15 protein-coding genes and 2 pseudogenes are annotated in these 17467 nt (G+C 50.8%); 11 read left to right on the top strand and 6 right to left on the bottom strand.

The genetic code is table 11. From position 1 onward, the window contains the following. Positions 1-46 precede the first annotated feature (46 nt). Positions 47-3742, bottom strand: coding sequence for a transcription-repair coupling factor (mfd, locus tag IZU26_RS04495; RefSeq protein WP_433277123.1), 3696 nt, complete (start codon positions 3740-3742; stop codon positions 47-49). 227 nt (positions 3743-3969) lie between these two features. On the opposite strand from mfd, the gene IZU26_RS04500 reads away from it, so the two are divergent. The 4 genes from IZU26_RS04500 to IZU26_RS04515 all read left to right on the top strand — a co-directional run bounded on the left by IZU26_RS04500 (position 3970) and on the right by IZU26_RS04515 (position 7851). Continuing rightward, on the top strand, positions 3970-4818 hold the full coding sequence (locus IZU26_RS04500; protein WP_433277125.1) for a hypothetical protein: 849 nt from the start codon (positions 3970-3972) through the stop codon (positions 4816-4818). After that, complete coding sequence (locus IZU26_RS04505; RefSeq protein ID WP_021329354.1) at positions 4815-5525, top strand: hypothetical protein; 711 nt, start codon at positions 4815-4817, stop codon at positions 5523-5525. Before IZU26_RS04500 ends, IZU26_RS04505 begins: the two co-directional genes overlap by 4 nt. Beyond that, a complete protein-coding gene (locus IZU26_RS04510; RefSeq protein ID WP_310823835.1) occupies positions 5522-5923 on the top strand; it encodes a zinc ribbon domain-containing protein in 402 nt (133 codons plus the stop codon). The genes IZU26_RS04505 and IZU26_RS04510 overlap by 4 nt, the downstream gene beginning before the upstream one ends. 356 nt (positions 5924-6279) lie before the next feature. Next, positions 6280-7851: a P83/100 family protein gene (locus IZU26_RS04515; RefSeq protein WP_433277127.1), complete on the top strand. Its 1572-nt coding sequence runs from the start codon at positions 6280-6282 to the stop codon at positions 7849-7851. A 74-nt stretch (positions 7852-7925) separates the two neighbouring features. Here the strand turns inward: IZU26_RS04515 and dnaB are convergent, their stop codons facing one another. From dnaB to rpsF, 5 genes are all read right to left on the bottom strand, one after another. Further along, positions 7926-9248, bottom strand: coding sequence for a replicative DNA helicase (gene dnaB, locus IZU26_RS04520; RefSeq protein WP_021329366.1), 1323 nt, complete (start codon positions 9246-9248; stop codon positions 7926-7928). A gap of 177 nt (positions 9249-9425) precedes the next feature. Then, positions 9426-10070, bottom strand: coding sequence for a 50S ribosomal protein L9 (gene rplI / locus IZU26_RS04525; protein WP_433277128.1), 645 nt, complete (start codon positions 10068-10070; stop codon positions 9426-9428). A gap of 125 nt (positions 10071-10195) precedes the next feature. Continuing rightward, the gene (gene rpsR / locus IZU26_RS04530; protein ID WP_231364258.1) at positions 10196-10456 is read right to left on the bottom strand and encodes a 30S ribosomal protein S18; all 261 of its coding nucleotides are present in this window, start codon (positions 10454-10456) and stop codon (positions 10196-10198) included. A 101-nt stretch (positions 10457-10557) separates the two neighbouring features. Then, positions 10558-11028 (bottom strand): single-stranded DNA-binding protein, encoded by a 471-nt coding sequence (locus tag IZU26_RS04535; protein WP_021329356.1) that lies wholly within the window; start codon positions 11026-11028, stop codon positions 10558-10560. Between the two features lie 30 nt (positions 11029-11058). Then, positions 11059-11352 carry a 30S ribosomal protein S6 gene (gene rpsF, locus IZU26_RS04540; protein ID WP_021329362.1) on the bottom strand — a complete coding sequence of 98 codons (294 nt, stop codon included), beginning with the start codon at positions 11350-11352 and terminating at the stop codon, positions 11059-11061. Between the two features lie 103 nt (positions 11353-11455). Between rpsF and IZU26_RS04545 the strand changes: the two genes are divergently transcribed. The 7 genes and pseudogenes from IZU26_RS04545 to IZU26_RS04575 all read left to right on the top strand — a co-directional run bounded on the left by IZU26_RS04545 (position 11456) and on the right by IZU26_RS04575 (position 17457). Further along, positions 11456-13072, top strand: a complete 1617-nt coding sequence (locus IZU26_RS04545) for an ankyrin repeat domain-containing protein (RefSeq protein ID WP_433277131.1) — start codon at positions 11456-11458, stop codon at positions 13070-13072. A 2-nt stretch (positions 13073-13074) separates the two neighbouring features. Continuing rightward, entirely contained in the window at positions 13075-13620 is a 546-nt protein-coding gene (gene rsmD / locus IZU26_RS04550) for a 16S rRNA (guanine(966)-N(2))-methyltransferase RsmD (RefSeq protein WP_433277133.1), read from the top strand. 90 nt (positions 13621-13710) lie between these two features. Further along, positions 13711-14025 (top strand): annotated as a pseudogene (locus IZU26_RS04555) (hypothetical protein); the annotation flags it as partial. Further along, positions 14016-14741, top strand: a pseudogene (locus IZU26_RS04560) (tetratricopeptide repeat protein); the annotation flags it as partial. The pseudogenes IZU26_RS04555 and IZU26_RS04560, both read left to right, overlap by 10 nt. Positions 14742-14790: 49 nt before the next feature. Next, positions 14791-15813: a 23S rRNA (adenine(2503)-C(2))-methyltransferase RlmN gene (gene rlmN / locus IZU26_RS04565; RefSeq protein ID WP_433277135.1), complete on the top strand. Its 1023-nt coding sequence runs from the start codon at positions 14791-14793 to the stop codon at positions 15811-15813. Positions 15814-15874: 61 nt separating this feature from the next. Then, positions 15875-16078, top strand: coding sequence for a heavy-metal-associated domain-containing protein (locus IZU26_RS04570; protein WP_021329373.1), 204 nt, complete (start codon positions 15875-15877; stop codon positions 16076-16078). Positions 16079-16167: 89 nt separating this feature from the next. Then, positions 16168-17457: a 3-isopropylmalate dehydratase large subunit gene (locus tag IZU26_RS04575; RefSeq protein WP_433277137.1), complete on the top strand. Its 1290-nt coding sequence runs from the start codon at positions 16168-16170 to the stop codon at positions 17455-17457. Positions 17458-17467 lie beyond the last annotated feature (10 nt).

Here is a 17467-nt window from a genome sequence, read left to right on the forward strand (position 1 = left end):
ACCTCGCTTCCTCATTATATCATGTTCCGAGCCGATACGGCAAACGTTATGCAAGTTTTTCGAGGCGCTCTCTGATAAATTCGCTTTTTTCTTTGAGACCGATTTTTCCGAGTTTTAAAAACAGCATATTCGGTTTTGCGGCGTCAAGCCATACGCTGCCCGAACTTTCTTTTATCAGCTGCAATACGCGATCGACCGAAATGTCGGATACTTTTGCAAATTCGATTTCGACGACGCCCTTCGATTCTTTGAGTGCGCTCACCGAAAGCTTTTTGCACAGAATGCGTATTTCGGCGAGCGACAGGAGGCTTGCAACTTCGTCGGGCACGGGGCCGAATCGGTCTTCGATTTCGTTCATCACCGCGATCAATTCGTCGTCCGTCTGCACCGATGCGATCTTTTTGTAGATTTCCATCTTCGTCTCCGCCGAGCGCACATAGGCGTCGGGGATAAAGCCCGTGTATTCGAGTTCCATGAGCACTTCGCTCTGCGCTTTGTAATTTTCAGAGGCGGTAAGACGTTCGACCGCTTCATTCAACAATTTCAAATACAGTTCGAATCCGACGGCATACACGTCTCCCGACTGGTCGCGGCCGAGCAGGTTTCCCGCTCCGCGGATTTCCATATCTTTCATTGCGATTTTAAAACCGCTTCCGAGTTCGGTAAAATCGCTGATGACTTGCAGGCGCTTCATCGCAACTTCGGAAAGAGACGTATTTTCGGGATATAAAAGATAGGCGTACGCTTTCCGGTCGCTCCGCCCGACACGCCCGCGAAGCTGGTAGAGCTGCGATACGCCGTACATATCCGCCCGGTCGATGATGATCGTATTGACGTTCGGTATATCGATGCCGTTTTCGATGATCGTCGTCGAAACGAGCACGTGAAATCCGCCGAGTTTAAAACGGCGGAAGATGTCTTCAAGTTCGGCGCTCATCATTTGTCCGTGCGCGACGTCGACGAGCATTTCGGGGACGAGATGCTCGATTTTGCGCCGCACTTCAAAAAGGGAGTCGACTCGGTTATGCAAAAAAAACACTTGCCCTCCCCGCTCCGCTTCCCGCCTGATCGCAGTCGCTACGCGTTCGTCGCTGTACGGCTCGATCGCCGTTTCGATCGCCTGCCGGTTTTGCGGAGGCGTCGCGAGCAAGCTCATGTCGCGGATTTTCAGCAAACTCATGTGGAGCGTGCGCGGGATGGGCGTTGCCGAAAGCGCAAGGCAGTCGATATTCGCTTTCATCTCTTTGAGTTTTTCTTTATCCTTTACGCCGAAACGCTGCTCTTCGTCGATTATCATAAGGCCGAGATTTTTAAAGACGACATCCTTTTGAATGACACGGTGCGTACCGATAACGATATCGATATCGCCCGATGCGAGGAGAGTTAAAGTCTTTTTTTGTTCCGCGTACGGTACAAAGCGCGAGAGGACTGCGATTTTGACGGGGAAATTCGCAAAGCGTTCGACGCAGGTTTCGTAATGCTGTTCGGCGAGGATCGTCGTCGGCGCCAAAAAAACGACTTGCTTTCCGCCCATTACCGCTTTGAACGCGGCGCGCATCGCGATTTCGGTTTTACCGTAGCCGACGTCTCCGCAGATGAGGCGGTCCATCGGAACGGGTTTTTCCATATCGTGCTTGACTTCTTCAGTGACGATCGCCTGATCTTTCGTATCTTCATAGGGAAAGGCCGCTTCGAACGAAGTCTGCCATTCGGTATCTTTCGGAAACGGAAATCCCCTCGACGCTTTTCTTCTCGAATAGAGGTCGATGAGCTTTTTTGCCAAATCTTCGACGGCTTCCTGTACTTTGCGCTTTCGGTTTTCCCAGCTTTTGCTGCCGATTTTATCGAGCTTCGGAGCATCTCCTTCGCTTCCGATATAGCGCTGTACCATGTTCACTTGTTCGATCGGAACGAAGGCGACCTCTTTGTCCGCATACTCGAGCTTTATATAGTCCCGCTCGTTGCCGCCGGCTTTTACGCGCTCGATGCCGCAAAAGATGCCGATGCCGTACTGTACGTGCACGACATAGTCGCCGGGGGTGAGTTCGACAAAAGTGTCGATTGCGGCGCTTTTCGCTTTTTTCAGCGATTTCGGCACCGCCCGCCTTCTGCCGAATATTTCGTTTTCCTGTATGACGATGAGCTTTAAGTCGGGGATCGAAAAACCTTCGGATATCGCTTCGGGAAAAACCGCGAGTGCACAGCGTTTTTCGATCGGAACGGAAGAGCGCTCGAGCGTGCGGTGTTCATGCGTACGCTCTTCGTGCGGTTTTGCATCGCGTTCATGTATTTTCGCATCGCGTCCGTTTAAAGCGATTTCGTTTCCGCGCTCTTCGGTAAAATCCGAAAGCAATTGGGCTATGCGCCGCTCTTGATTTTCGCCGTCCGCAAAGACTGCGATTTTCCAGCCGGCATCCTGCAGTTTTCCGATTTCCTCTTTTAAAAACGGAATATTGCCGAAAAAACTCCGCGATACTTCGCACGGAAAGGCGATATCGGAAGGAGATTCGTCAGTTGAAGGTGTATCCGCACGGGAAACTGTATGAAAAAGTATACTTCTTGAGACGATTTTTAGGTTTTTTTGAAAATCGGAGAGCATTTGCTCGGGCGGAAAGGCAGGAAACGAAAGACGCGCTTTCCGGTACATGCCGCCGTATTCCCGAACGATCGTTTCTTCGGCGTTTACGAGACGGTCGTAATCGAAGAAAAAAACGGTCGTCCGCTCGCCTATATAGTCCGAAATCGTACAGCGTTTTTTCCACAGCACGGGATATAAAAGCTCTTCCCCTTCGCACGATTTTGCCGTTTCAAGCTCGGAAAGCATATTCGAAAGGACGGCTTTCGCTTCTTTCGTAAACGGAAGGTGTGCGCGACAACTTTTTCGCAAAGGCGGCTTTTCGTCTCCCGATACGCCTGCATCCGACAGCCTCATTTCGTCTTCGGCGCTCACGGCCGTCGATTCGTAGGCTTCGATCGCATTTTTCAAATCGGTCAAAAGCGCATCGTCCCAAATCACTTCGCGCATCGGGGAAATAAAAACGCTTTCGAGGGAGCCGGTCGTCGTTTGCGTATCCGTGTCGAAAGTTTTAATCTGTGCGACGGTATCGAAGTCGAAAATGATGCGGCACGGAGCGGTGCTTTGCGGAACGAATACGTCGAGCACTTCGCCTCTCAAACTGAACTCTCCCTGCACGTAGACGCGCGGCGCCCTCGTATAGCCGAGAGATGAAAGCCTTTCCGCCGTTTTTATCGTATCGGTACGCAAGCCGCGAAAAAGAGAAAATACGCGGCGCTTTACCGATTCGGGAGGCGGAAGCGGCGAAAGAAAAACGCGCTCGCTTACGATAAAGATTCTCGGCTTTTGAGAAAAACCTTCCCTTCCCGCTCCCGAAAGTTTTGCGAGAGCCGCCGCGCGCTCTCCGAATACGGCCGCTCCCCGCGATACCGGACGATAGGGTATCATACCCCACCATGGTATATCGATTATCTCCGCTTCGGGAAAAATCGAAGTCAAATCGGTACGGATATCGATCGCTTCGTTTTCTCCGGGCGTGACGATGACGATGTCGGATGAACGCGAATCGAAGGATACCGCTCCCGATACGCTTTCTTTAAACGCTAAAGATTGTATGCGTTCACAGTATTCGGCTGTAAAATAAGCTGAAAGAGAGCCGTGAAGTCCTCTGACCGAAAAAGGAAAGCGGCACGAAGCATCCGTCAAACGGAAAACGGCATCGCGCATGGGAGGCCATGAGTGTATTGCTTCTTTGATAGAATTTGTCGATAATGTATACATACGGTTTGTCCGATATTATAAGAAAGGTCTATTACCCTTATACCTTTTGGGAGACGTAATTGAAACGTACTGTTTTTTTGATTATATCGTGTTTAGCCTTCTTTGGACAGTCGGCATCCGCGCAAAGCCGCGTACAAAACGCAGCGGTTTCTATAAAGTTTTATGATAAAACTATGTATTATCCCGATGCTGCGGATTCGAATCCCGTGTTCATTCACATAACGGTGCGCAACACGGGGACGGATACGCTTCGTTTTAAGCTCGCCGACGACAGAATGTTTTCGATCGATTTCAACGCGTACACGATCAAAAACGAACGCCTTTCGCAAACCGAAACGCTTATTCGAAAACGCACGACAAATCAAACGGTGTATTTCCGGGAAATCGCGCTCGAAGCGGGCGAAGAATATTCGTTCGTCGAAAACTTAAAAGAATATCTTACCGTTGCAAATCCGTCGGTCTACTATGTCGATCTCGCGTTTTACCCCGAGCTTTACCGTTTTCGAGACGAGCGCATTTCGTCGAACAGGCTCACGCTCGAAGTGCGCCCTTCTCCGTCGGCCGCTTCGTCTTCATCGATTCCCGTCGAAGCGGGAACCGTGCGTATCCTGCAGCCGGAAGCGATTCCGCCGGATCAAGTCGTAGAGCGGACTATCGTCGCGCGGCAAAAATCGCTGTGGGATCAGTATTTTTTGTATATGGACGTCGAAGCGATGCTCGAACGTACACCTGTGCAAAAGCGGCGCTACCGAGCGGCTTCGGCCGACGAGCGCGAGCGGATGATCGACGCGTATAAATCGGATTTGATGCAGTCGCGGATCGACGGCGATATCGTTGCCGTACCCGAGCGCTTTCAAATCGAAAAGACGGTGTATTCGCAGACGGAAGGAAGCGTGCTCGTCATCGAATGGTTTAACAACCGCACGTATTACGAAAAGAAAAGCTATACGTACCGTCTCCGCCGGAGGGAAGGCGTTTGGCAAATCTACGATTACACGGTCGTAAATCTGGGGACGGAATGAAAGCGATCATCATCTGCGACGACGAAGACGTTATCGCGAAAGTCGATGCTGTTCTCGCATCCTTGTCATACGATACGATCATCTACCGCTGGCTTTTAAAAGCGCTCGACAATATCGAAGAGATTCGGCCGGATATCGTCGTCGTGAGCGCTTCCGATTATCCCCGCCATTGGAAAACATTGACGCAGTTTATTAAAAGCGGCATCGGAGGAAAAATCCCCGACGTCATCCTCTATGTACCCGAATCGTTTTCGGATGCGGAAAAGAAAAAAGCTCGACAGCTCGGCATCAAAGGCATATTTTCATCGTCGGATAAAAGCGGCATCTCGCTCTTTCGCTCGATCGTCACTTCTCCGACAGGAGAACCCGCTCCTTCCCTTGAAGAAGCCGAAACGGATGTGCCGGACGCGGAAGCGGCTTCGATATCGGAAACGGAAACTGTATCGCCGGAAGGACTTTCGGACGACAAAATCGGAACGGCTGTTTTTACGCACCCGAAGACGGGAGCTTTCGTTACCGGAAGTATACGACGCCTCTCGGACGGAAATGCGGAGTTTACAGCCGACATCCCTTCTCTAACCCAAGGAATTTCTCCCGGAGACAGGATCGAAGAGCTTTCACTTCGGACGGGCGGTGTGCCGACGTATTGTACGGCTTCCGTCGTGAACGTCGGAAACGAAATTATTATACGACCGGACAGAGCATGACAGCAAAACGGAAAGCAAAATTTTTTTGCGAAAACTGCGGCGCCGAAGTTCCTGCAGACGCGCGCGTGTGCAAAAACTGCGGCCGCTTTTTTTCTTCCGTACGCTGCCCTTCCTGCGGTGCTACCGGAAGCGCTTCGAGATTTGCAAAAGGCTGCCCTGTCTGCGGCTACGCGATGGATTCGGGTACGTTCAATATAGAGGCGTATTCGGAAGAAGAAAAAGAAGAAGTCCACCGTCGTCTTTCCGACGCCGAACAAAACAAGATAAAAGGAGCCTTTGCCGCATACGAAAGAAAACGTGCAAGAGGAGCAGGCAGCGCGCTTCCGCTTTGGGTTTACGCCGTAACGCTTGCCGTCCTTTTGGGAGTCATCGCGGCCGTCGTAAAGCTCGTGCGGTGAGAGATGATACCGCATTTCGGCATCCGAAGCCGCTCGGCGGTTTTCTCTCAATAAGTAAACGTGCTGTAAATCGCTTTAAACGTATCCGCATAACGGTCGAAATCTTCGGGAGTCGCAGAAAAAGTCAATACGTACGCTGTTGTTATTTTTCAAAAATTTACGCTCATCATCTTACTCTTCGCGTGCCGGTTATGTCAATCGATATGAAATTGATTCTGCGAATGCGCACTTTTCCGATAGCAAAAACAGTTGCCGTATGCTATAATTACGCCGATATGATATATAACTCGGAGGCTTAAAAAAATTGAAACAAATTTTTAAAAGCATCCGACCGCATCATTTTCGGAGGAATACCGATGGATAATCGCTTTGTTTTTAAAATCGCTCTGGCTTTTGCATGTACCGCGTTTTTCGTATCGGCGCTTGCGGCGCAGGTAAACGAACCCGAACTGAAGAGCGTTTCCGGTACTATCGAATTTATCAACTACGTCGGGCCGCACGCGCGGATCGATTCGCTTTCGGCGATCAAAGCGATCGGCTCTTCGTCCGGCCGCGTCATCGCCCGTTCGCGCGATGCGTATATGACGACGGGTGACAGCGGAAAATACTATGTTATCCACGCCGTCGACCCGAAGGAAAAAGGCAAGCTCGATGCCGATATCTTTTTTATCGGGAAAAACGCGACGGTCGATCACATCGTCAATCTTCGCCGCATCATTTCGGCATATCTTTCGGCGGCATACAATTATTCCGAACGGGACGCCGATACGCTTGCGGTTTTTATAACGGTGTACAACGCGGTCTACCGTTCGAATATCGATTATTTCAAATCGCGCTATAAAAATATCGTCACGAAAAATCTTACCGAAAAGATTTGCGGCCTTTCGGTTCGATACGACGAATGGCCCGGCCGCAGTCAAATCGTCATTCCGCTGTATGACGTAAACGGCGGCTTGAGCACGGTCGACACGTCGGCGATCAGCGACAAAAAAGTCGTCGAATCGATGCAAGAGGATGACGACAGAAATATCGAAAGCCGCAAGCAGATGGTCGACATCAAAGAACGCGAAGCCGACAAAGCGACCGAGCAGGCGCAGAGTGCGCAAAAACGCGCGACCGAGGAGCAAAAAAAGCTCGACGAAGAAAAAAAGAAAAACGAAGCGGCACAGCGAGAAGCGGAAAAAGCGCGGGAAAAAGCGGAGCAAAATCCGAACGACAAAAAAGCGCAGGCCGACGCCGACAAAAAAGAGCAGGCGGCGGACGAACAGCAAAAGAAAACCGACGAACAGGCTGAGCGTACAAAGCAGGCAAAAGACGAAGCTTCCGAAGCACAGGCTCGAGCCGATAAAAAAGAAACCGAAGCGCAGCAGGAGCGCAAGGAAATCGCAAAGGATCAGCAGGAAGTTATCGAGCGCGATGCTGCAAACGCGAGGGCGGGTGCCGTCTACGGTATGCAGCTGACCGACGAACGCGAACTTCTTTCGGGTTTGGTTAAAGTCAATTCGCAGACGGGCGAAGTCATTCATGCTTCCCCCGTCACGTTTATCCGCGACAGAACCTATTATCCGGCAAGCGGCGGCTTTATCGCGATCGCCGGCAAAAATGCCGGAAACGGTACGGTAAAGCTCGTTATCCTCGATTCGGTCAATATGGAAATTACAAAGGAAAGCGATGAAACCGTTTCCGAAAATTCCGTACTTGCCCGGGACGGAAAGGATTACTACTGTATTATCCGCGACGGAAACGATTGGGTGCTCGCAAAGTACGACGAAACGCTGAAATTGCTTTTGAAATCGAAGGTGCCGCTCATGGAGAGTTCGCCCGTTTCCGTTTCCGACAGTGCGATCGTCGTGACGGGAACGAATGGCAGAATCAAACTGCTTGCAAAAAGCGATTTGACGGAAATACCGAATCCCGTAAAAAAATAACGCCGGATCGTGACGAGTCGATTTCGAGTTTTGCAAAGAAATTCGGAATCGGCTTAAAATACTTCGGTTTTCGTTCAATGATCGGCTTTGTTTTCGAATTTAGCACACGGCGGGATAAACATCATTTCGACGGTGCCCGTCGCGCCGTTGCGCTGTTTTGCGACGATGAGCTTCGCTTCCTGCACTTCATAAGGATCGTCGCGCTTTCTGTCGCGGTGAATGAATATGACGACGTCGGCGTCCTGTTCAACCGCGCCCGAACCGCGAATCTGCGCGAGCGTAGGCTCGTTGCCTTCGGCATCGCGGGAAACCTGCGAAAGCGCGACGATCGGAATCGTAAGTTCGCGCGCCAGCGCTTTCAGCGATTTTGAAATTTCCGCTACCTGTTCGAATACGGGCGCGCTCCTGTCTTCCGTAACGATGAGTCCGATATAATCGATAAAGATGATTTTGACGCCCTGATTGGCGACGAGGCGGCGCGCCATCGCGCGGATATCGAGGAGTTTCATATTCGGCGTGTCGATGATAAAAAGCGGCGCATTATAGCAACGGCCGGCTGCGTCTTGGAGGCGCTGAAAATCCTGCATCTGCAAAAAGCCCGACCGCAGTTTATTGCCCGGGATGCGCGACACTTGCGACAGCAAGCGCTGGCCGATGAGTTCATACGACATTTCGAGTGAAAAAAATCCGCACGGAATCTGCTGGTCGACGGCGATGTACTCCATCATCGACAGCGCAAGTGCGGTTTTTCCGATGGAAGGACGCGCGCCTATGACGATGAATTCGGAATTTTGAAAACCGCTTGTCATCGTGTCAAGCTTCGAAAATCCCGACGGTACGCCGGTAAACTGATTGCGGCTTTTGTATCGCTTGTCGATAAGCTCGATCGTTTCGGCGAGCACGTCGTTTATGCTGCGGATCTTTGTCGTTTCGTTACGCTGCGAAAGTGCGAATATTTTCTGTTCGGCTTCTTCGATGAGCTCAATGCTTTCGTGCGTTTCATCGAACGAAGAAGCATGCATTTCCGATGCGATTTTGATGAGATCCCTGCGATAGGCGCAGTCGAGGACGATATCGGCGTAGTATTCGATGTTTGCGCTCGTCGGCACTTTGCCCGTTAAATCGGCGATATAGGCCGCCCCGCCCGCTTTTTCGAGACTGCCGTCTTTCGTCAGCTGATTGATAACGGTGAGCGTATCGCCTTTGATATTTTGCTGCAAAAGCGATACCATTGCCTGATAGATGATTTGATTTTGGAGCGAATAAAAGCGGTCTGTGCGGAGAATCGTGACGATATCCGTCGCCGCGTTCCAATCGAGGAGCAGCGCGCCGAGAACCGCCTGTTCGGCTTCCGCATTGTGCGGCGGAACCTTATCTTTTAACATCGCAGCTGCCATAGTTTTCTCCACACGCTTTCAACAGATTATCCCCAAGATATCCACAGCTTTGCATTTTTAGACGACAAAAGCCGGCCGCTCTTTTCGGAACGCACCGGCTTTCGCCGCAATCCATTCGATATTCACGCGCTGCAAACGGAAAATCGACCGCGACAGCGTTTTATCAGGACAAAGAAATTACGCTTCGGCACCGTCCGACTGCGCGCTTTCCTGCGAAACGCTTTCGGAAGTTTCCGCTGCGACTGTTTCCGCGCTTTCGCCTGCGGAATTTTCATCGGCATTTTCGGAAATTTCCTGTACGGGCGCTTGTGCGCTTTCGACTTCCGCTTTTTTCGCTTTGTCGTCGTCTGCAGCTTTCCCTTCGGCGCTCTTATCTTCTTCGCCCTTTACCGATACGAGCATCTGAGCGGTCTGCGATTCGTAAAGTTTTACGTTGAAGTGATAATTTCCGACCGATTTGATCGACACGCCCGGGATTTCGATGCGTTTGCGCTCGATTTCGAATCCGTGCTTTGCAAGCAGTTCGGAAACGACTTGAGCGGAAACCGCGCCGAAAAGTTTGCCGTTTTTGCCTGCCGGCATCGTAATCTCCAAGTGCAGCGCTTCGAGCTTTTCTTTGAGGCTCGCCGAATCTTTTCGCTTTTGCTCTTTGCGCGCTTCTATTTCGGCTTTACGGCTTTCAAAGAATGCGACGGTCGCCGCATTGTACGGTACGGCAAGTCTTCTCGGCCGTAAAAAGTTACGGAAATATCCGTCGGCGACGTTTTTGACGTCTCCTTCTTCTCCGAGTGTTTTAATGTCCGTGTTTAAAATGACTTTCATGTTCAAGCTCCTCTTAAAAATGGTATTGCGCCGCTTAAATCATCGTTCGGTTTCGTCGGCGCTTCGTATCGTTCGGGCGCGTCACCAGGAGTCGGATCGCATACCCGATCAATCGATTATCGGTTTCAGTCGGCTACGTAGGGCAAAAGGCAGATATTGCGCGCGCGTTTGATAGCCGCTGCAAGTTCTCTCTGGTGTTTTGCGCAGGTGCCCGTGATGCGCCGCGGAAGAATTTTGCCGCGTTCGGTCATATAACGGCGCAGGCTGTCCGCGTTTTTGTAGTCGATCTTCGTTTTGTTTGCACAAAAGCGGCACACTTTTTTGCGGAAATAGGTTTTGCCGCCCTTTCTTCCCGCTCCCTTTTCTTCCGCTTCGTCGTCGCTCATGGTGGCCGTATCGAGAGCGGCTGCGTTCATCTTTTCTTCAGCCGAAACAGCGGCTGCGCTTTCGTTATTCAATTCGTCTGCCATTATAATCTCCAATTATATTAAAAAGGAATATCTTCGGGGAACCCGTCATCTGCCGGCGATGATGAAGCGCCGTATTGTCCCTGCGTTTCGGCTGCCGCTTTCGGCTGAAATCTCGGAGCACCCCCGGACGCTTGTCCGCCCTCCGACTTTCCGCCGAGCAGTTGTACCGAATTCGCGACGACGACGACTTTGCTGAAGTTTTGTCCGTCCTTTTGCCAGCGATCCTGCCGCAGATAGCCGTCGACGGCGATCTGTTTTCCTTTGAGCAGATACTGTTTCAGGTTTTCGGCTGTTCGTCCCCAAATCGTTATATCAAAATAATTAACTTCGTCGACCCACTGTTCGCCTTCTTTTTTGCTTCTGTTGACGGCAATGCTGATATTTGCCCGCGCCATCTGTCCGTTGCCGACATACGCAAAAGAGCGTTCGTCCGCGCCGAGGTCTCTCGTCAAGCGCCCGATCAAAAATACGTGATTCATATCCGTCATACTGCAGCCTCCGAAAGCGGGATTGCGATCTCAGTTCGCTTCTTTATCGTCGAGTTTTACAAACAGGTATTTGAGCATGTTCGCGTTGAGTTTAAACTGTTTGTTGATTTCGACGATCTTTGCGGGATTGAGCTTCATCGTAAACAGGATAAAGCGTCCTCGTTTTTGTTTTTTGATTTCGTAAGTTAAATCGCGGTCGCCGAAGGGTTCTTCTTTTTCGATTTCGGCTCCGAATTCGCTTAAAACGCTGCGGACATCGTCAGCGCCTTTTTTTGACTTTTCCTCGTCGAGCGGGAAAACGGTCATCAGTTCGTATTTTCGCATGGTATCTCCTTGTGGACATTTGGGAACTTCATACGAAGCTCCAAGGGGTGTTTTATTATAGTATCAGATTGATGAAAAATGGTCAATCGTGTATACTATCGGTATGAAATTATTTTTCCGAATTTTTTTCATCATGGCGTTTTTTCCGCTTGCCGCATCCGCAGCCGATAAATATCTCTCGCTCATGCAAACCGGCACGGCGAAGCAAATCAAACGCGCATTTTTATTCGACGGAGACGCCCCGTCCCACACGATCGGAAAGGAACGAAACAACCTTCTCATCACGGCGATTATACACGATCGGGGCGAAGATGTCATCCGCGTGCTGCTGAAAGCGGGTATCGGTGCCGATCAAAAAAATCGGGAAAAGCGGACGGCCGTTTCATACGCGTGCGAATACTGCACCGACCGGAATGCATTCCGCCGCATTCTCGGTTCCGGCGGCGCGTCGAAAAAGAAAATACACAAGCGCCTTATGACGCTCGATAAAAAAGGCAGATACGCCGCCTCATACGCGGAAACGAATTCCGAAATACGTGAGCTTGTTGCATCGTATTTAACCGCAAACGATATCGCGCTCCTTGAGCAAACGACCGAAGGAGGCGTGCCGCTCCTTTCCGCAGCGGCAAATTTCGATCGACCGGCCGGAAAAACGGAATCTGCAAAAACCGTAAAACAAAAAAAGAAAAAAACTGCGGAAGCCGAACCGCAAAACGCGGACGACACCGTTCCTCTAGAAACGGATGATACGGCGGATAAAACCGGCGAAACCTCTCTTTCCGAAACGGATGCGGTCGAAACCGAGCCCGCTGCAAAAAGCAATACATCTTCGGAAAACACGGAAACGGGCGCATCCGCACGTGAAGAAATCGCCGTGCCTGAAAAACAGGATGACGCTGCACGCGAAAAGTCTGCAGCGGATATCGTACCGCAAGCGCCCGAAGCGGACACCGCCGTACCCCTTCCGCCACCTTCCCTTCCCCCTCCCGCTGTACGTCCGTCTTCGTCTTACGGCAAAACCTTTTTATACGATTATGCCGATGCGCCGTCCGATGCCGAAAATGCGGCGATAGAAGCGGTACAGAGCGGGCCGATTATTAAAAATGTCAATATGCAGGATGAAAAAGGCGTTACGCCGCTCATGTTTTCGATAAAGTGTGCGAGCGCCGATCTTACCCGTACGCTGCTTAACAGCGGCGCCGATGTAAACGCGCGCGACAAAGAAGGCTGGACGCCGCTCATGTACGCGGTGAGAGTGCAGAACGATTCGGCGCTCGTCGGTATGCTCATCGACGCGGGAGCTTCCGTCCGCACAAAGAATTCGTACGGCGTATCGCCGCTCGTCATTGCAGCCGAATATTCGGAAAATCCCGACATTGTTTCGCTTCTCCTCGATTCGTATGCCGCAACCGAAAACGAAACCGTAAAAGCCTTTGTTCATACGATCACATCTTCAAACGTGCCGCTTTCCGTCCAGTGCGAAAAAGTCCGCCGCTTTATCGATAAGGGTGTACCGCTCAACGCTTTTTGGGAAGGCAAAACGCCGCTCATGTACGCGGCAGCCGCGGGGAGTTCTACCGCCGTCATCGAAGTATTGCTCGAAGCGGGCGCGATGCCGTCGGCGCGCACGGCTTCCGGCCTTCGCGCCTTCGACTTTGCGCAAAAAAATCAAGCGTTGGAACGCGATGACATTTATTGGTCGCTCAACGCGGATAACTGAGCATGCGCATAACGGGCGGCGTTTTAAAAGGCCGGCAGATCAAATGCCCGAAAGGTGTCATCCGTCCCGCAATGGACAGAATGCGCGAATCGGTGTTCGCAATCCTCGGCGATCTTTCGGGAAAATCCTTTCTCGATCTGTTTTCCGGTTCGGGCACATTGGCGATCGAAGCGGCATCCCGCGGAGCGGAATATGTCGAATTGTGCGAAAAGGATAAAATTAAAATTCCCGTCATACTCGAAAACGTCGCCGTCGTCGAACGCGAGCTCGGCATCGTCGTCAAATGCCATTTTATGCCCGTCGAATATTTTATTAAACGATGTAAGACGAGTTTCGACTATATTTTTTTCGATCCGCCTTTTCCGTATAAGTTTCACGCGGAATTGATAAAAAATGCCGCGGAAAACGATATGTGCAAAAACGGCGGTACGATCATCGTGCACCGTCCCGAAGAACACGCGATGCCCGACGAAATCGGAAAGCTTTCACGCACGGATATGCGCAGCTACGGCCGCTCAATCGTCGATTTTTACTCAATAAATAAGTAAAAAAATAAAAAAAAATCCTTGACTTTTCGTAAAAATGTGGTAGCATAGTATACTAGGGGTAATAATTAATTATTATTAAATTTTGCGCATATGATAAGGGATGAATTACAAAAACAGATAGCGGAAAAACAGGGAAACGCAGGATTTATTAAAACCGTCGATACTCCCCTTGCCGCTCTGTCTGCCGGACAAAAAGCAGGCTTGAACCGTACCGGCAATACCCTTTTCAATGAAGGCAATATCGAACAGGCGCGCAGGATATTTACGGCGACGGGGTATTCCGACGGATTGACACGCGTCGGAGATGCGTACGCGAAAAAAAACGAAACGATTAAAGCGCTCAAGCAGTATGTGCTTGCACATAATGCAAAGAAGTCGGAACCGATTTATGAAACGATTTTAAAAAATCGAAAGAATTGTACCTCAAAGTTCTCGACATGGAACAGGACAACGCGTACGCGCTCATCGGCCTCGGACACTTGCACTACGACTTTAAAGAATACAAAGACGCGCTCTACTATTGGGCGAAGATGCTCGAACTCAACGAAAACGCCGTCGATATCCGTGTGCTTACGTCGATCGGAAACTGTCACAGAAAACTTAAAACCTTTGAAAGCGGCGTCGTCTATTTCGAACGCGCGCTCGCACTCGATCCGAACAATTTTTACGCGCTGTTCGGGCTCGCCGACTGTTACCGCGGTATGAACCAGCAGTACCGCTCCATCGAATACTGGAACAGAATTCTGGCACTCGATCCCGACAACAAAGTGATTCTAACTCGTTCGGGCGACGCGTACCGCAATACGGGTGACTACAAAACCGCCGTCGAATACTACAACAAAGCGCTCGACATTGCGTTCGACGTATACGCGGCTCTCGGGCTTGCGCTCATCTGTAAAGGCGAAGGCAAATACGAAGAAGCGGCCGAACGCCTTTCGAACCTCATCCGAAACGATGCAAAAAATTTCCGTCTGTACATAGACCTTGCCGACTGCTATGTAAAGCTCAACAGAAAACAGGATGCCGTCTCCGCCCTCGAAAGTTTTCAAAAGCAAAGTATACGCTGTCCGCCTATAAGCGATATGCTCGACAAGCTGAAAAACAATAAGCCGATCTATTGATGTGCACGCTATATTTCAGTAATTTTTCTTGTCGGATACTATCCTAGTTATGGATAAAGTCGCAGTCGCAGGTTTCTTGCCCGAAGAGCTGTGCGTTTCTCTTTCCCTCTCCCCCTCGTTTCGCGGAAATCAAATATTTCAGTGGATCGGAAAGGGAGTCGATTCTTTCGATGCCATGACGAATCTGAGCGCGGAGCTGCGGGCGTCACTTGCCGAAAAAGCGATTCTCCGGTCGACTCGGGTGTCGGATGTGCTGAAAGCGGACGACGGCACGGTAAAGCTGCAGATACAAACGGAAGACGACCTTGCAGTCGAAACGGTACTCCTCACCGATAAAGCAGCACGGAAGACGGCTTGCGTTTCGTGCCAAGCCGGTTGCGCGATGGGCTGCGCCTTTTGCAAAACGGGAACGCTCGGACTTGCCAGAAATTTGAGCGCTGCAGAAATCGTCGAACAGTTTTTATATCTTGAAAAGCATGCGGGTGCTCTCGACAATATCGTCTTTATGGGCATGGGAGAACCGCTTTTAAATCTCGATGCCCTTCGAAAAGCGATCGCCGTACTCACCGATAAGCGCGGCAGAAATCTTTCGAGCCGCCGTATCACGGTATCCACGGTCGGCATCGTGAGCGGCATATACGATTTAGCGAACAATGGCCCCGATGTGCGCCTTGCCGTCTCACTTACGACGGCGGACGAAACGCTGCGGAGGGAACTCATGCCGGCGTCTTTGACAAATCCCTTGAGCGATTTACGGCAGGCGATTTCGTACTACATCGAAAAAACGGGAAAAAGAGTTACGCTCGAAGCCGTGCTGCTTTCGGGCAAAAACACGAGTGAAAAAAATACGGATTCTCTCATTGCCTTTGCAAAAGGTTTGGATGTGCACGTAAATCTCATCCCGTGGAATCCCGTGGAAGGGCTTTCCTTTGTGACGCCCGATCCGGAGGAAACGGCACAATTCGTTTCGCGTCTTGAAAAAGGCGGACTCAACGTAACGCTCCGCATGCATCGCGGAAAAAGCATTTCCGGCGCCTGCGGGCAGCTGGGCAAAACGAATCCGTACGCTTGAAATGCCGCCTATTTTAATTTATAATCGTTTTTAAGACGATAAGTAAAATGTGGAGTACAAAATGCAAAAAAAGATTTACGTCGCCGGTATGTTCGACGGCGATACGGCAAAAAAAGTTGAAGATGCCGTCCGTGCGGTAAGCGGTGTTACAAGCGTTACCGCATCTCCCGACAAAGCGCAAGTGCTCGTCGATTACGCCGATGATGGCGTATTGACTGCGATCAACGCTGCCATTTCGGCGCTCGGCGTCGATGTTCTCGACTAGCGTTTTTACGGTGTTCTTGACCTTCATATCGGTTTTAGCTATGCTGTAATTATTTAGTAATACTAAAAATATTTTAGGAGCACAGCAGCATGGGTAAAACAATAGCACAAAAAATATTCGATGCGCACAGGCTCGACACGCCCTTCCCCGGCACATCGGTACTGAAACTCGACCGCGTATTTTGTCACGAAATCACGACTCCCATCGCGATCACCGATCTGATCGAACGCGGAAAAGACAGCGTATTCGACAGCGATAAAATCAAAGCGGTTATCGATCACGTCACTCCTGCAAAAGACAGCAAAACGGCGGCGCAGGGAAAAATCCTGCGCGATTGGGCGCACCGGCAGCATATTAAAGACTTTTTCGACATCGGTCGAAACGGCGTGTGTCATGCGATCTTTCCGGAAAGCGGCTTTGTGCGCCCGGGCTTTACCGTCATCATGGGCGATTCGCATACGTGTACGCACGGCGCGTTCGGCGCGTTCGCCGCAGGAGTCGGCACGACCGACATCGAAGTCGGTATATTAAAAGGCGTGTGTGCGTTCCGCGAACCGAAATCGATTAAATTTATTTTAAACGGAAAACTCCGTCCGGGCGTTTTCTCCAAAGACGTCATCCTTTCGATCATCGCAAAAATCGGCGTAAACGGCGCGACCGACCGCGTTATGGAATTCACCGGTCCCGTCATTGAAAGTTTCGGCATGGAAGAGCGCATGACGCTGTGCAATATGGCGGTCGAAGCGGGCGGCACATCGGGCATCTGCGCTCCGGATATGCACACGGTCGACTACCTTTGGGAATTTATTAAAGACGATTATCCGTCGAAAGAAGCTGCCCTCGCCGACTACTCCAAGTGGACAAGCGATGCGGACGCCGAATACGAAAAAACGATATCGATCGACTGCGGTGAAATCGAGCCTGTATGTACCGTCGGCTACAAACCCGACGAGGTCAAAAACGTGCGCGATATGAAAGGCACGAAAGTCGACCAAGTCTATATCGGCAGCTGCACGAACGGGCGTATATCGGATCTCCGCATTGCGGCGGAAGTGCTGAAAGGAAAACGCATAGCCGAAGGCGTGCGCGCCATCGTAAGCCCTGCAACTCCGAAAGTGTACAAAACGGCGCTCAAAGAAGGTATCATCGACATCTTTATGGACTCAGGATTTTGCGTTACGAACCCGACCTGCGGGGCGTGCCTCGGCATGTCGAACGGAGTGCTTGCAGAAGGAGAAGTGTGTGCGTCCACGACGAACCGCAATTTCAACGGCAGAATGGGAAAAGGCAGCATGGTTCACTTGATGAGTCCCGCGACGGCGAGCGCAACGGCAATCGCCGGCACGATATGCAATTCATCGCTTTATCAGGAGACCTAAAAGGAGGTAT

The sequence above is a fragment of the Treponema sp. SP13 genome, assembly GCF_050938355.1.
Classification (GTDB): Bacteria; Spirochaetota; Spirochaetia; order Treponematales; family Treponemataceae; genus Treponema_D; species Treponema_D socranskii.